Genomic DNA, 14,693 nt, shown 5'->3' on the forward strand with positions numbered 1-14,693 from the left:
CGGACAGCGTCCGCCGGGCCGGTCACGTGGACGGCCAACCGCGGGGGAACACCGGCGCTCCTCGACGGCGATGATCACCCGTCGACGCCCTGCGCCGGCATCACAACCTGACTCCGCCGCCCATTCTGATCAGCCCACCTCGATGCGTCAACACACCACCGCACCCCCGCCCCCCTTTCCACGCTGATTCACGGAAAGAGTGCCTATCCGGCGTGGAATAGGCACTCTTTCCGTGAATGTGCTCGCGCGGGGAGGAGGGAGAGAGAGGGAGGGTCAGCCGGCCTGCTCGGCTAGCTGGAGGAACTGGCGCTTGGACGCCAGCGCCTGCTCGGCCTCCTTGATGCGGCGGGTGTCGCCGGCAGCCTGGGCCCGGGCCAGCCGCTCCTCGGCCTCGGCCACCTGGGCGCGCATTTGCGCCAGCAGCGGATTGTCCTCCTTGGAGGTGCGCCGCCACGCCGAGTCCATCACCTGGCGGACCTTCTCGTCCACCGTCCGCAGCCGGCGCTCCAGGCCGGCGGCCGCCTCGCGGGGCACCCGGCCGGCCTCGTGCCACTGCGCCTGGATCTCCCGCAGCTTCGCCTGGGCGCCCTTCGGGTCGCCGTCGACGTCGAGCGCCTCGGCCTCGACCAGCAGCGCCTGCTTGCGCTCCAGGTTGACCTTCTGCTCGTTGTCCCGCGCCGAGAAGACCTCGCTGCGGCGGGTGAAGAACTCGTCCTGCGCGGCCCGGAACCGTTCCCAGAGCTTCTGCTCGGCCTCCTTGGCGGCGCGCGGCGCGGCCTTCCACTGGGCCATCAGGTCCTTGAGCTGGCCGGCGGTGACGCCCCAGTCGGTGGACTCCTTGAGCTTCTCGGCCTCGGCGACCAGCTCCTCCTTGACCGTCTGCGCCTGCTTGCGCTGCTGGTCGAGGGAGGCGAAGTGGGCGCCCCGGCGCCGGGTGAAGCCGTCCCGCGCGGCGGCGAACCGCTTCCACAGCTCACCGTCGGTCTTCTTGTCGACGCCGCGGATGGTCTTCCACTCGTCGAGGATCTCCTTGAGCCGGTCGCCCGCGGTCTTCCAGCCGGTCGACTCGGCGGCCAGCTTCTCGGCCTCCTCGACCAGGGCGGTCTTGCGGGTCAGCGCCTCGCCCCGGGCGGCCTCCCGGGCGGCCTTGGCCTCGCCGGCCTTCTCCTCGGCGACGGCGGCCAGCTTGTCCAGCCGGGCGGCCAGGGCGTCGATGTCCCCGACCACGTGCGCCTCGGGAAGTGACGCGCGGATCCGGCGGATCGTGGTCAGCGAGTGGCCGGCATCGGCCGCGCCCGAGTTGAGCCGGGCCTCGGTGAGGTCCACCTCGGTCACCAGGTCGGCGAAGCGCCGGGCGAAGTGGGCGAGCCCTTCCTCCGGGGCCCCCGCCTGCCAGGATCCGACCACCCGCTCGCCCTCGGCGGTCTTGACGTAGACGGTGCCGTCCTCGTCGACCCGTCCGAAGGCAGTCCAGTCGCTCATGTGCCCATCCTCGTTCTCCCGGCGCCGAGGGAACAGCCCTCGGTCGCCGCCACGGCGCAGCAAACTTTCTCCCGGCATTGTCACAGGTCCGCCCCCGTCCGTGTCGAGCGCCTGTCGTCGACCGTGACCATACGGTGTCGTACGCCCTCGATGACCGGATCGGCGCGGGACGCACCGGGGTGTCCCGCTAGGTTGGGGTCGTGCCCCTGGTCGCCGCCGCCGTCTGCCCCCATCCGCCGCTGCTCGTGCCCGAGCTGGCCGGCGCCGCCGCACCCGAGCTGGACGATCTGCGGGCCGCCGCCGACGCGGCGGTCGCCCGGCTGCTCGCCGCCGAGCCCGATGCGATTCTGCTCGTCGGCGGGGGACCGGAGACCGTCCGGTTCAACGCCGCCGACTCGGGCTCTCTGCGCGGCTTCGGGCTCGACCGGCCGGTACGGCTGTGGAAGATCTCCTGCTCCGGCGGAGAGGTCCTGCCGCTGAGCCTGACCATCGGCGCCTGGCTGCTGAACCGGTCCGGCACCGGGCTGCCCCGCCTGGCCCGGTCGGTGGCCCACGACGCCGCACCGGCGGAGTGCGCGGCGTTCGGCGCGAGCCTGATCACCGACGACGATCCGCGGGTCGCGCTGCTCGTGCTCGGCGACGGGTCCGCCTGCCGGGGCGTCACCGCGCCGGGGTACGACGACCCGCGCGCGCCCGCGTACGACGAGGTGGTCGCCGCGGCCCTGGCCGGCGCGGACGCCGACGCCCTGCGCGGCCTGGACCCGGTGCTCTCCGCCGAGCTGCGGGTCGCCGGGCGGGCGCCCTGGCAGACGCTGGCCGGCGCGGTGGGCGCGGCGGGCGGCGACTGGCGCGGCGAGCTGAGCTACCACCGGGCGCCCTACGGCGTCGCCTACTTCGTGGCGAACTGGGAGCTGTCATGACCGTCGTCGCGGTGGTCGGGCCGACCGCGGCCGGCAAGTCGGCGCTGAGCATCGCGTTGGCGCACGCGCTCGACGGCGAGGTGGTCAACGCCGACTCGATGCAGCTCTACCGGGGCATGGACGTCGGCACCGCCAAGCTGACCCCGGCCGAGCGGGAGGGCGTGCCGCACCACCTGCTGGACATCTGGCCGGTGACGGAGCCGGCCAGCGTCGCCGAGTACCAGAAGCTGGCCCGCGCGGCGGTCGACGACATCCTCGCCCGAGGACGGGTGCCGTTGCTGGTCGGCGGCTCCGGGCTCTACGTGCGGGCGGTGCTGGAGCAGTTCGAGTTCCCCGGCACCGACCCGGTGTTGCGGGAGCGGCTGGAGGCGGAGCTGGCCGAGGTCGGCCCGGCCCCGCTGCACGCCCGGCTCGCCGCGGCGGACCCGGTGGCGGCGGCCGGCATCCTGCCCGGCAACGGCCGGCGGATCGTCCGGGCGCTGGAGGTGATCGAGCTGACCGGCGCGCCGTTCACCGCGTCGCTGCCGGAACCCACGCCGTACTACCCGTCCGTGCAGCTCGGCGTGGACCTGGACACCGCGACGCTGGACGAGCGGATCGCGCTGCGGGTGGACCGGATGTGGGCCGACGGCCTGGTCGACGAGGTGCGCACGCTGGTCGGCGCGGGGCTGCCGGCGGGCCGGACGGCCAGCCGGGCCCTCGGCTACCAGCAGGTGCTGCGGTTCCTGGCCGGTGAGCTGACCGAGACGCAGGCGTACGAGGAGACGATCCGGGCCACCCGCCGCTTCGTCCGCCGGCAACGCTCGTGGTTCCGGCGCGATCCGCGCGTGCACTGGCTCGACTCGGCCGCCCCCGGGTTCGTCGACACGGCGCTGCGGATCGCCGTCGGGCATCGGGGATGATGGGACCGTGGAGTTCAGCAAGGGGCACGGCACCGGCAACGACTTCGTCATCCTGCCCGACCCGGACGGCACGCTCGACCTGACGCCCGGCCTGGTCGCCGCGCTCTGCGACCGCCGGCGCGGGCTGGGCGGCGACGGCGTGCTGCGGGTGGTGCGCGCCGCGAAGCACCCCGACGGCGCCGCGCTTGCCGGCGAGGCCGAGTGGTTCATGGACTACTGGAACTCCGACGGCTCGTTCGCGGAGATGTGCGGCAACGGGGCCCGGGTCTTCGTGCGCTACCTGCTGGAGCGGTCACTTGTCGCCCCGTCGGGCGGGACGCTGCCGATCGCCACCCGGGCCGGTCTGGTCCGGGCCCGCGTCGAGGGCGCGGACGTGGCGGTCGAGATGCGCCGGCCCCGCCTGCACGACGCGGCCACCGCCACACTGGGCGGGCTGACCCTGACCGGCGCGGCGGTGGACGTCGGCAACCCGCACCTGGTGTGTGCGCTGCCCGCCGCGTTGGACCTGGCCGCCCTCGACCTCACCCGCGCCCCCGAGGTCGATGCCGCGACGTTCCCGGCCGGCGTCAACGTCGAGTTCACCACGCCCGGCGAGCCGGTCGACGGCACCGACGGGCACGTGCTGATGCGGGTCCACGAGCGGGGCTCCGCCGAGACGCTCTCCTGCGGTACCGGCGCGTGCGCGGTGGCGGCGGTGGCGTTGCGGGACATGGGCCGGGAGAACGGCGTCGTGGCCGTGGACGTCCCGGGCGGCCGCCTGACGGTCACCGTGACCGCCGACTCCTGCTGGCTGGCCGGCCCCGCCGTGCTGGTCGCCACCGGCACCCTGACCCGCGCCGCACTGCGTCCCTGACCCGCGCTTCCCCGTCCGGCGCCGGTCGCCCGGGGCGTTGCCCCGCACGGGGGCGTTGCCCCGCACGTTGCCCCGCACGGGGGGGTGTTGCCGCAGCCGGGGCGCTTGCCTCCCACGGGGGCGTTGCCCAGCCGGGAGCGTTTGTCTCGCCGGGTGCGTCGCCCGCCCGGTTGCGTCGCCCCGCCCGGGTGCGTCGCCCCAGCCGGGGGCGTGGCCCGCCCGGGTGCGTCGCCCCCGGCCGCGTCGCCCCCTGGGGGCGGGATTGGTGACGCCGGGTAACGGCCCGGGAGACGGATGGGCTCAGGAGCGATATACCACCTGGTCATATTTATGACGCAGCGGTATATCGCTGCACAGTCGCACCTCTGCCGGCCGCGACACGCCGGCCCACGACACGCCGGCGGCAGCTTAGGCAAGCGACCAGACGGCGCGGCATGCAGCGAAGGCGGGCGTCCAGCGGTGAGGGCGGCGGCGAAGGGCGGGCGGCCAGAGATGGCGCGGCATGCAGCGAGCGGGCGTGGCATGCAGCGAAGGCGGGTGGCGAGGCGGTGGGGGCGGCGGCGGAGGCGGGCGGCCAAGGGTGGGTGGCAGCTGAGGCGGGCGGTGGGGCGGCGGCGAAGGCGGGCGGGGAAGCCGCGGCGGTCGGGGTGGCGCCGTCAGGGGGTGGCGCTGGCGTTGGCGGCGATCTCGGGAAGGTCGGCCGGGCCCGGGTCGGCGGCGGGCGGCGGCGTGACGGCCGGGTTCTGCGCGGCGGCGCGCACCGCGGCGGCCACCGCCGGGGCGACCCGCGAGTCGAACACACTCGGCACGATCACGGTGGGGTTGATCTTGTCCTCGCCGACCACGTCGGCGATGGCGCGGGCCGCCGCGATCGCCATCTCCTCGGTGAACTCCTCGGCGTGCGCGTCGAGCATGCCGCGGAACACGCCCGGGAAGGCGAGCACGTTGTTGATCTGGTTCGGCTGGTCCGAGCGGCCGGTGGCGACCACGGCGGCGTGCTTGCGAGCCTCCCGGGGGTCCACCTCCGGGTCCGGGTTGGCCAGCGCGAAGACGATCGCGTCCTTCGCCATCGCGGCCACGTCGTCGCCGGTGAGCAGGTTGGGCGCGCTCACCCCGATGAACACGTCCGCGCCGCGCACCGCACCGGCCAGGTCGCCGGTGTAGTTCTCCCGGTTGGTGTTCTCGGCCAGCCACTGCCAGGCCGGGTTCAGGTCGGGCAGCCCGCGGTGCAGCGCGCCCTGCCGGTCGTACGCGATGATGTCGCCCACGCCCTGACGCAGCAGCAGCTTCATGATCGCGGTGCCGGCCGCGCCGGCGCCGGAGACCACGACCCGGACGTCCGCGAGCTGCTTGCCCACCACGCGCAGCGCGTTGGTCAGCGCGGCCAGCACGCAGATCGCGGTGCCGTGCTGGTCGTCGTGGAAGACCGGGATGTCCAGCGCCTCGCGCAGCCGGGCCTCGATCTCGAAGCAGCGCGGCGCGGCGATGTCCTCCAGGTTGATCCCGCCGTACGCCGGCGCGATCGCCTTGACGATCGCCACGATCTCGTCGGTGTCCTGGGTGTCCAGCACCACCGGCCAGGCGTCCACGCCGCCGAAGCGCTTGAACAGCGCCGCCTTGCCCTCCATCACCGGCAGCGAGGCGGCCGGCCCGAGGTTGCCCAGGCCGAGCACGGCCGAGCCGTCGCTGACCACGGCGACCGTGTTGCGCTTGATGGTGAGTCGCCGGGCGTCGGCCGGGTTCTCCGCGATCGCCATGCAGACCCGGGCCACCCCCGGGGTGTACGCCCGGGACAGCTCGTCGCGGGTGCGCAGCGCGACCTTCGGGGTCACCTCGATCTTGCCGCCCAGGTGCAGCAGGAACGTCCGGTCGGAGACCTTGCGCACGTCCACCCCGTCGAGCGCGGTGAGCGCGTCGACGACCTGGTCGGCGTGGCCGGCGTCGGCGGTGTCGCAGGTGAGGTCGACGATCACGTTGGTCGGGTCGGAGTCGACCACGTCCAGCGCGGTGACGATGGCGCCGGCCTCGCCCGCCGCGGTGGTCAGTCGACCGATGGAGGAGGCGTCAGCGGGCACCGCGATCCGGATCGTGATCGAGAATCCGGCACTCGGCAGTCGGGTGATGGCCACGAGAAAACAACTCCTCCGTCGACGCTGAGCGGCTCGACTGGCATTTCTACCCGCCCACCCGGGCCGACCGGCATCCGGCCCCACTACCGGTGGGTAGCGCCACGGGCATAACGCGGGTGCGCCCGGCGTTGACACGTGTCAGGATTGCTGTCACGCGCCGAAAATGCTCGGCGATGCACATAACGGACAGGAGACGCGGTTTGCGCGAGCAGGAGACCTTCCACCCCTACGAGGACGACGAGCTCGACACCACCACCGGTGAGTACGAGCTGTCGGAGCGGCAGGCACTGCGGCGGGTCCCTGGCCTCTCCACCGAGCTGACCGACGTCACCGAGGTCGAGTACCGCCAGCTCCGGCTGGAGCGGGTCGTCCTGGTGGGCGTCTGGACGGAGGGGAACCAGTCCGACGCGGAGAACAGCCTCACCGAGCTGGCGGCGCTGGCCGAGACGGCCGGCTCGCAGGTGCTCGAAGGGCTGATCCAGCGCCGCAACCGACCGGACCCGGCGACGTACATCGGTCGGGGCAAGGTCGACGACCTGGGCGCGGTGGTGCTCTCCACCGGCGCCGACACGGTGATCTGCGACGGTGAGCTCTCCCCGTCGCAGCTGCGCAACCTGGAGCAGCGCACCAAGGTCAAGGTGGTCGACCGCACCGCGCTGATCCTCGACATCTTCGCCCAGCACGCCAAGAGCAAGGAGGGCAAGGCGCAGGTCGAGCTGGCCCAGCTCGAATACCTGCTGCCGCGCCTGCGCGGTTGGGGTGAGACGCTCTCCCGGCAGACCGGTGGTAGCGGTCGCGGCGGTGGCGCCGGCGGCGGCGTGGGCCTGCGTGGCCCGGGTGAGACCAAGCTGGAGACCGACCGCCGTCGGATCCGGCACCGCATCGCGCGGCTGCGCCGCGAGATCAAGGGCATGACCACGGTACGCCAGACGAAGCGCGCCCGGCGCTCCCGCAACGCGGTGCCCGCGGTGGCCATCGCCGGCTACACCAACGCCGGCAAGTCCAGCCTGCTCAACCGCCTCACCGGGGCGGGCGTGCTGGTGGAGAACGCGCTGTTCGCCACGCTGGACCCGACCACCCGCCGGGCCACCACCTCCGACGGGCGGCTCTACACGCTCTCCGACACGGTGGGCTTCGTCCGGCACCTGCCGCACCAGATCGTCGAGGCGTTCCGCTCGACGCTGGAGGAGGTCGGCGACGCCGACGTGGTGGTGCACGTGGTCGACGGCACCCACCCGGATCCGGAGGAGCAGGTCCGGGCGGTCCGCGAGGTGCTCGCCGAGGTGGGCGCCGACCGGCTGCCCGAGCTGCTGGTGGTCAACAAGACCGACGCCACGGACGAGGAGACGATGCTGCGGCTCAAGCGGCTCTGGCCGGACGCGGTCTTCGTCTCCGCGCACAGCGGGCGCGGGGTCGACGAGTTGCGCGAGGCGGTCGAGCGGCGGCTGCCCCGGCCTGCGGTCGAGGTCCGCGCGGTGCTTCCGTACGACCGGGGTGACCTGGTGGCCCGGGTGCACCGTCAGGGCGAGGTGCTCAGCACCGCGCATCTGCCCGAGGGCACGCTGCTGCACGTGCGGGTGGGTCAGGCGCTCGCCGCCGAGCTGGCGCCCTACCGCGCGGGTGACCGGCTCGCCAACGACGATCGGGTGGGCGCCGGGCGGTGACCGTCCGGCGTCACCCGCCCGAAACCCGGCTCGTGCGACACTGAGCGCCATGCGGCACGTTGTCTCCTCGGTCACGCTCGCGCTCGGCCTGGTCGGCGCGGTCGTGGCGCCGGCCGGGCCGGCCACGGCGGCCCCCGCCGCGGCCCCGGTGCTGGCCGCGGCTCCCAAGAAGAAGTGCACGGTCGCCGACGACCGGCTCCGCGAGCTGTCCGGCCTGGTCGCCACCGGCAACGGGTACGTCGTCATCAACGACGGCTCCGACGACCCGAGTCGCAAGCGCGTCTTCTACCTGGACGCCAAGTGCAAGGTCGACAAGGAGATCCGATACTCCGGGGACGGCCCGCTCGACACCGAGGACCTGGCGCTCGGGCCGGACCGCAAGACGCTCTGGGTCGCCGACACCGGCGACAACATCGAGAAGAAGACCCGGCGGGAACGCGTCGCGGTCTGGACGATGCCGCTGTCCGGGTCGAAGGATCCGGTGCTGCACCGGCTCGCCTACCCGGGCAAGGAGCCGCACGACGCCGAGGCGCTGCTGGTCGGCGACGACAACCTGCCGCTGGTGATCACGAAGGAGCTCTCCGGCAAGTCGGAGGTCTTCACCCCGACCGCGAAGCTGAAGGCCGCCGGCGACCCCGAGCCGATCCCGATGAAGAAGGTCGGCGAGGTCACGCTGCCGAAGACCAACACCGAGAACAAGTACGGCGGAACGGGACGGTTGCTGGTCACCGGCGCCGCCCGCTCGCCGGACGGCGCCAAGGTCGTGCTGCGCACGTACGCCGACGCGTTCGAGTTCGACGTGGCCGGCGGCGACATCGTCAAGGCGTTGACCAGCGGCAAGCCGCGGGTGACGCCGTTGGCCGACCCGTTCGGCGAGGCGATCTCCTACACCTCCGACGGCAAGTCGTTCGTCACCGTCTCCGACGGCGGCTCGCTCGACCCGACCGACCCGATCGACATCCTCGGCTACACGCCGGCCACCACCGGGGTGGAGGCGTTGCCCAACGGCGGCAAGGTCGAGACCCGGCCGGCCGCCGAGAAGTCCTGGCTGGAAGGGCTGTCGCTCGACGAGATCACGTACCTGATCGCCGCGGTCGGGGTGCTCGGTGCGCTGCTGGTCGGCGCCGGCGTCTTCGGCATCCTGCGGGCCCGGCGCAGGCCGGCGCCCGTCGCGCCGGCCGACGAGTCCGAGCGCAGCGACGAGTTCCCGGTGAGCGGCGGCTTCCCGCCCGGCAACCGGCCGGACGCACCACCACGCGGCGGGGTCTACGGCGGCGCGCAGGGCGGTGGCGTCTACGGCGGCGCCGCGGCCGGGGAGCGCCCGGCCGGCGGGGTGTACGGCGGGGGCCGCCCCCAGGGCGGCGCCGTGTACGGCGGCGGTGCCCAGGGCAGCGGTCGGCCCCCGAGCGGCGGCGCTGCGCCGGGTGGCGGCCGTGGCCAGGTCGGCGTCCCCCAGGGCGGCGGCGGTCCGCAGGGCGGCGGTGCCTCTCCGGGCGGCGGCCGACCGGGCGGTGGCGCTTCCCCGGGCGGCGGCGACCGGTCGGGCGGGGGGCGTCCCCAGGGTGGCCGGCCGCAGGGCGGTGGCGGTGCCCCGGGCGGTGGCGTCTACGGCGGCGGTGGCGGTGGCACCGGCGGCGAGCGGGGCGGTTCGGGCGGCGGCGTCTACGGCGGCGGCGGGGGAGGCGGCCAGGGTGGTGCGCGTCCGGCCGGCCGCAGTGGCGGTCCGGGTGGCGCGGGTCACCGCGGGCAGCCCGGTGGTGGCCGGCGGGGTGACGGCGGCCGGGCCGAGCCGCCGCGACGCGACCCCCGGGATCCGCGCGGCGGTCGCCGCGACGACGGCTACGGCGAGCGCGGTCAGTACGGGCCGGTCCCCGGCGGCCGGGAGCCCCGGGGCGACCGCTACTGAGCACGACGCGAACGAGGGGTGACCGGCCACCGGTCACCCCTCGTGCGTCAGTCGGCCGGTCAGATCCGGCGCAGCACCGCCACCACGCGGCCCATGATGGTGGCGTCGTCGCCCGGGATCGGGTCGAAGGCCGGGTTCTGCGGCATCAGCCAGACGTGCCCGTCGCGGCGGCGGTAGGTCTTCACGGTCGCCTCGCCGTCGAGCATGGCCGCCACGATGTCGCCGACCTCGGCGTTGGGCTGCTGCCGGACGACCACCCAGTCGCCGTCGCAGATCGCCGCGTCGAGCATCGAGTCGCCCTTGACCTGGAGCATGAAGACCTCGCCCTCACCGACCAGCTCGCGGGGCAGCGGGAAGATGTCCTCCACGGCCTGCTCGGCGAGGATCGGCCCACCGGCGGCGATCCGGCCCAGCATCGGCACGTACGCCGGGGCGGGACGCTGCGCGCGGGCGGCCTCGTCGTCGACGTCGCTCGGGGCCCGGACGTCGACCGCGCGTGGCCGGTTCGGGTCGCGGCGCAGGAAGCCCTTCTTCTCCAGCTCCTTGAGCTGGTAGGCGACGCTGGACGGGGAGACCAGGCCGACCGCCTCGCCGATCTCGCGGACGCTCGGCGGGTAGCCGTGGCGCTCGACCCAGGTGCGGATGAACTCCAGGATCCGGCGCTGCCGGGCGGTGAGGTCGACCGTGGCCGGGTCGGGGAAGGCGCTGACCACCGGTGTGACCGGACGCACGGCGGGCTGGGCGGCCCGACTGCGCGCGGCGCGGGGTCGGCGGGTCGCCGGCGGCCCCGCCCCGTCGATCGGCTGCGGGTTCTTCTGCCGGCTGGCCCGGTCCTCGGTCACGTCCGTCCTCCCTGGTCGGCGCTGGGTGCCTCGTCGGCTCGTGGTGCGTGTGGTCCGACCGTATAGGTGAGATCGGCCATTTTCAAACATCTGTACGACCTGCTGTTGGCGTGTCGCGCCGAAATCCTGGATTTCCGAACGCTTGTTCTGATAAATGGTACGCCGCACTCGAACGGGTGTTCCATCCCGACGCCCCGTGACCGGGGGTGCCGGGTCGGCGTTGGGCTCCTCGACGGGTGACGCGCCGGACACGCCGACCAACTTGACCTCACTGGGGGGACGGCATACGGTCAACCCCTAGATGTAGTAGTCACACGGGCGTAAGTTGCCTACAGGTTGGGTTTCCACTACCGAACGCACTCCCGCACCGCACATCCGGCGACGGTCATCCACGATGGCTCCGCCTGGTCGACGCGTGCCCGGGAGTCGGTAGGTGTGCCCGTGGTCGATGAAGGAGGTCGGGCGATGCGGTGTCCGTACTGCCGGCACGCCGACTCCCGGGTCGTCGACTCGCGGGAGGCCGACGACGGCCAGCTCATCCGGCGGCGGCGGTCCTGCCCGGAGTGCGGCAAGCGGTTCACCACCGTCGAGGAGGCGGTGCTCGCGGTGGTCAAGCGCAGCGGGGTGACCGAGCCGTTCAGCCGCACCAAGATCATCGGTGGGGTGCGCAAGGCGTGCCAGGGCCGGCCGGTCGACGACGACTCGATCGCGCTGCTGGCACAGAAGGTCGAGGAGACCGTACGCGCCAAGGGGGCGGCGGAGATTCCCAGCCACGACGTGGGGCTGGCCATCCTCGGCCCGCTGCGTGACCTCGACGAGGTGGCCTACCTGCGGTTCGCCAGCGTCTACCGGTCGTTCGACTCGCTCGCCGACTTCGAGCGGGAGATCGAGACGCTGCGGGCCGCCGCGCGCGCCCGGGGGGGCGCGGACACGCCGGCGGGCGACACCGCCGGCGCGATCAACTGACATCTCTGATTCTGACAGGTTCGACCAGGCGCGGTGGGTGACCGTGCCGACGAGGGGGCGAGGGCGTGACGACCAGCAAGTCACGGAACAAGGCGGGGGCGGGGCTGAAGACCGAGCGCGTCTGGACGACCGAGGGGGTGCATCCCTACGACGAGGTCGCCTGGGAGCGCCGCGACGTCGTCATGACGAACTGGCGGGACGGCTCGATCAACTTCGAGCAGCGCGGGGTGGAGTTCCCCGAGTCCTGGTCGGTCAACGCGGCCAACATCGTGACCACGAAGTACTTCCGGGGCGCGGTGGGGACCCCGGAGCGGGAGTGGTCGCTCAAGCAGCTGATCGACCGGGTGGTCGACACCTACCGCACCGCCGGTGAGGAGTACGGCTACTTCGCCTCCCCGGCCGACGCCGAGGTGTTCGCGCACGAGCTGACCTGGATGCTGCTGCACCAGGTGTTCAGCTTCAACTCGCCGGTCTGGTTCAACGTCGGCACGCCGTCGCCGCAGCAGGTCAGCGCCTGCTTCATCCTGGCCGTCGACGACTCGATGGACTCGATCCTCGACTGGTACAAGGAAGAGGGGCGGATCTTCCAGGGCGGCTCGGGCGCCGGGGTGAACCTCTCCCGCATCCGGTCCTCGAAGGAGCTGCTCTCCTCCGGCGGCACCGCCTCCGGTCCGGTCAGCTTCATGCGCGGCGCGGACGCCTCCGCCGGCACCATCAAGTCCGGTGGCGCCACCCGGCGGGCCGCCAAGATGGTCATCCTCGACGTGGACCACCCGGACATCGAGGAGTTCGTGGCGACCAAGGCGCGCGAGGAGGACAAGATCCGCGCGCTGCGGGACGCCGGGTTCGACATGGACCTGGGCGGCGCCGACATCGTCAGCGTGCAGTACCAGAACGCCAACAACTCGGTCCGCGTCTCCGACGAGTTCATGACCGCGGTGGAGAACGGCGGCGGCTTCGACCTGCGCGGCCGGCTCGACGGGCAGACCATCGAGACGATCGACGCCAAGAAGCTGTTCCACACCATCTCCCAGGCCGCCTGGGAGTGCGCCGACCCGGGCCTCCAGTACGACGACACCATCAACGACTGGCACACCTGCCCGGAGACCGGGCGGATCACCGCGTCGAACCCGTGCTCGGAGTACCTGCACCTGGACAACTCCTCGTGCAACCTGGCCTCGTTGAACCTGATGAAGTTCCTCCGGGCCGACGGCGGCTTCGAGGTGGAGAAGTTCGTCCGGTCGGTCGAGTTCGTCATCACCGCGATGGACATCTCGATCTGCTTCGCCGACTTCCCGACCGAGAAGATCGGCGAGACCACCCGCGCCTACCGGCAGCTCGGCATCGGGTACGCCAACCTGGGCGCCCTGCTGATGGCCACCGGCCTGCCCTACGACTCGGAGCAGGGGCGGGAGGTGTCCGCGGCGATCACCTCGCTGATGACCGGCACCGCCTACCGCCGCTCCGCCGAGCTGGCCGGCATCGTCGGCGCGTACGACGGCTACGCCCGCAACGCGGAGCCGCACAAGCGGGTCATGCGCAAGCACGCCGCCGCCAACGACAGCATCCGGCCGACCGGCACCGTGGGCACCGCCGTGCAGCGCGAGGCGACCAAGCAGTGGACGCTGGGCAACAAGCTGGGCGACAAGAACGGTTGGCGCAACTCGCAGGCCAGCGTGCTCGCCCCGACCGGCACCATCGGCCTGATGATGGACTGCGACACCACCGGCGTCGAGCCGGACCTGGCGCTTGTCAAGTTCAAGAAGCTGGTCGGCGGCGGCTCGATGCAGATCGTCAACCAGACCGTCCCGCGCGCGCTGCGCAGCCTCGGCTACCCCGAGGAGCAGGTCGAGGCGATCGTCGAGCACATCGCCGACCACGGTCACGTGGTGGACGCCCCCGGCCTGAAGCCGGAGCACTACCCGGTCTTCGACTGCGCCATGGGCGAGCGGTCCATCGCGCCGATGGGTCACGTGCGGATGATGGCGGCGGTCCAGCCGTTCATCTCCGGCGCCATCTCCAAGACGGTCAACATGCCGGAGCAGGCCACCGTCGCGGACGTCGAAAAGATCTACTTCGAGGGCTGGAAGCTCGGCCTGAAGGCGCTGGCGATCTACCGGGACAACTGCAAGGTGGGTCAGCCGCTCTCGGTCGCCAAGCCGAACAAGGCCGTGGTCGAGGCGGCCGTCGAGGCCGCGGTCGAGGCCGCCGCCGTCGAGAAGGTCGTGGAGAAGGTCGTCGAGTACCGCCCGGTGCGCAAGCGGCTGCCGAAGAAGCGCCCGTCGCAGACGGTCTCCTTCTCGGTCGGCGGCGCCGAGGGCTACCTCACCGCCTCGTCCTACCCGGACGACGGCCTCGGCGAGGTCTTCCTCAAGATGTCGAAGCAGGGCTCGACCCTGGCCGGCGTGATGGACGCCTTCTCGGTGGCCATCTCCATCGGTCTCCAGTACGGCGTCCCGCTGGAGACGTACGTCAGCAAGTTCACCAACATGCGCTTCGAGCCGGCCGGCATGACCGACGACCCGGACGTGCGGATGGCCGCCTCGGTGATGGACTACATCTTCCGTCGCCTGGCGCTGGACTTCCTGCCGTACGAGCGCCGCGCGGAGCTGGGCATCTTCACCGCCAAGGAGCGGGCCGCCCAGCTCCGGGCCGAGGCGGAGGCGGAGGCGAGCGGTGCGGACCTCACCGCGATGGCCGCCTCCGCCCCGGTCGAGGCGCCCGAGCCGAAGATCGGCCCGGTGGCCCAGCCGGCACAGGAGACGGCGAATGTCGCCGCCGCCAAGCCGGCGCCGGTGGTGGGCTCCAGCACCGAACTGCTGGAGGCCGTGATCGGCAAGGCCGCGGACGCGCCGCTCTGCTTCACCTGCGGCACCAAGATGCGCCCGGCCGGTAGCTGCTACGTCTGCGAGGGCTGCGGCTCCACCAGCGGTTGCAGCTGACAGTTCCACCGCACGTCCGGCGAGCGCGGCAGGGGGTTCCCTGCCGCGCTCGCGGCGTTCGTGCCCGCCCGCGCGGTCGGGGAGCAC

The 14,693-nt window shown here is 73.0% G+C and carries 10 protein-coding genes; 7 read left to right on the forward strand and 3 right to left on the reverse strand.

Annotated elements, in window-relative coordinates:
• Nucleotides 1-273 precede the first annotated feature (273 nt).
• Nucleotides 274-1,482, reverse strand: coding sequence for a DUF349 domain-containing protein (locus tag ACLQ2W_RS29675; protein ID WP_405092981.1), 1,209 nt, complete (start codon nucleotides 1,480-1,482; stop codon nucleotides 274-276).
• A 200-nt stretch (nucleotides 1,483-1,682) separates the two neighbouring features.
• Between ACLQ2W_RS29675 and ACLQ2W_RS29680 the strand changes: the two genes are divergently transcribed.
• The 3 genes from ACLQ2W_RS29680 to dapF are packed head-to-tail and all read left to right on the forward strand — an operon-like array spanning nucleotide 1,683 to nucleotide 4,157.
• Nucleotides 1,683-2,402, forward strand: coding sequence for a hypothetical protein (locus ACLQ2W_RS29680; protein WP_425790656.1), 720 nt, complete (start codon nucleotides 1,683-1,685; stop codon nucleotides 2,400-2,402).
• Nucleotides 2,399-3,304 carry a tRNA (adenosine(37)-N6)-dimethylallyltransferase MiaA gene (gene miaA, locus ACLQ2W_RS29685; protein ID WP_425790658.1) on the forward strand — a complete coding sequence of 302 codons (906 nt, stop codon included), beginning with the start codon at nucleotides 2,399-2,401 and terminating at the stop codon, nucleotides 3,302-3,304. Before ACLQ2W_RS29680 ends, miaA begins: the two co-directional genes overlap by 4 nt.
• A 7-nt stretch (nucleotides 3,305-3,311) precedes the next feature.
• Nucleotides 3,312-4,157: a diaminopimelate epimerase gene (gene dapF, locus ACLQ2W_RS29690; RefSeq protein ID WP_281935410.1), complete on the forward strand. Its 846-nt coding sequence runs from the start codon at nucleotides 3,312-3,314 to the stop codon at nucleotides 4,155-4,157.
• 656 nt (nucleotides 4,158-4,813) lie between these two features.
• Here the strand turns inward: dapF and ACLQ2W_RS29695 are convergent.
• Entirely contained in the window at nucleotides 4,814-6,286 is a 1,473-nt protein-coding gene (locus ACLQ2W_RS29695; RefSeq protein ID WP_281935408.1) for an NAD-dependent malic enzyme, read from the reverse strand.
• A 200-nt stretch (nucleotides 6,287-6,486) separates the two neighbouring features.
• Here ACLQ2W_RS29695 and hflX point away from each other — a divergent pair, with 200 nt between their 5' ends.
• Both hflX and ACLQ2W_RS29705 read left to right on the forward strand, forming a co-directional pair.
• On the forward strand, nucleotides 6,487-7,950 hold the full coding sequence (gene hflX / locus ACLQ2W_RS29700; protein ID WP_425790660.1) for a GTPase HflX: 1,464 nt from the start codon (nucleotides 6,487-6,489) through the stop codon (nucleotides 7,948-7,950).
• Between the two features lie 49 nt (nucleotides 7,951-7,999).
• Entirely contained in the window at nucleotides 8,000-9,856 is a 1,857-nt protein-coding gene (locus tag ACLQ2W_RS29705; RefSeq protein WP_425790662.1) for a hypothetical protein, read from the forward strand.
• 59 nt (nucleotides 9,857-9,915) lie between these two features.
• Here the strand turns inward: ACLQ2W_RS29705 and lexA are convergent, their stop codons facing one another.
• Nucleotides 9,916-10,698 carry a transcriptional repressor LexA gene (lexA, locus tag ACLQ2W_RS29710; RefSeq protein ID WP_396776038.1) on the reverse strand — a complete coding sequence of 261 codons (783 nt, stop codon included), beginning with the start codon at nucleotides 10,696-10,698 and terminating at the stop codon, nucleotides 9,916-9,918.
• A gap of 465 nt (nucleotides 10,699-11,163) precedes the next feature.
• Here lexA and nrdR point away from each other — a divergent pair, with 465 nt between their 5' ends.
• Nucleotides 11,164-11,664, forward strand: coding sequence for a transcriptional regulator NrdR (gene nrdR / locus ACLQ2W_RS29715; RefSeq protein ID WP_107159129.1), 501 nt, complete (start codon nucleotides 11,164-11,166; stop codon nucleotides 11,662-11,664).
• Between the two features lie 65 nt (nucleotides 11,665-11,729).
• Nucleotides 11,730-14,606, forward strand: a complete 2,877-nt coding sequence (locus ACLQ2W_RS29720; RefSeq protein WP_425790664.1) for a vitamin B12-dependent ribonucleotide reductase — start codon at nucleotides 11,730-11,732, stop codon at nucleotides 14,604-14,606.
• Nucleotides 14,607-14,693: the final 87 nt, after the last annotated feature.

This window comes from Micromonospora sp. DT227, assembly GCF_049841835.1.
Lineage (GTDB): Bacteria > Actinomycetota > Actinomycetes > Mycobacteriales > Micromonosporaceae > Micromonospora.

Bases quoted from the DNA above. Each gene is read 5' to 3' on its own strand.
- miaA (WP_425790658.1), top strand. From the start codon at position 2,399: ATGACCGTCGTCGCGGTGGTCGGGCCGACCGCGGCCGGCAAGTCGGCG.
- ACLQ2W_RS29705 (WP_425790662.1), top strand. From the start codon at position 8,000: ATGCGGCACGTTGTCTCCTCGGTCACGCTCGCGCTCGGCCTGGTCGGC.
- ACLQ2W_RS29675 (WP_405092981.1), bottom strand. From the start codon at position 1,482: ATGAGCGACTGGACTGCCTTCGGACGGGTCGACGAGGACGGCACCGTC.
- nrdR (WP_107159129.1), top strand. From the start codon at position 11,164: ATGCGGTGTCCGTACTGCCGGCACGCCGACTCCCGGGTCGTCGACTCG.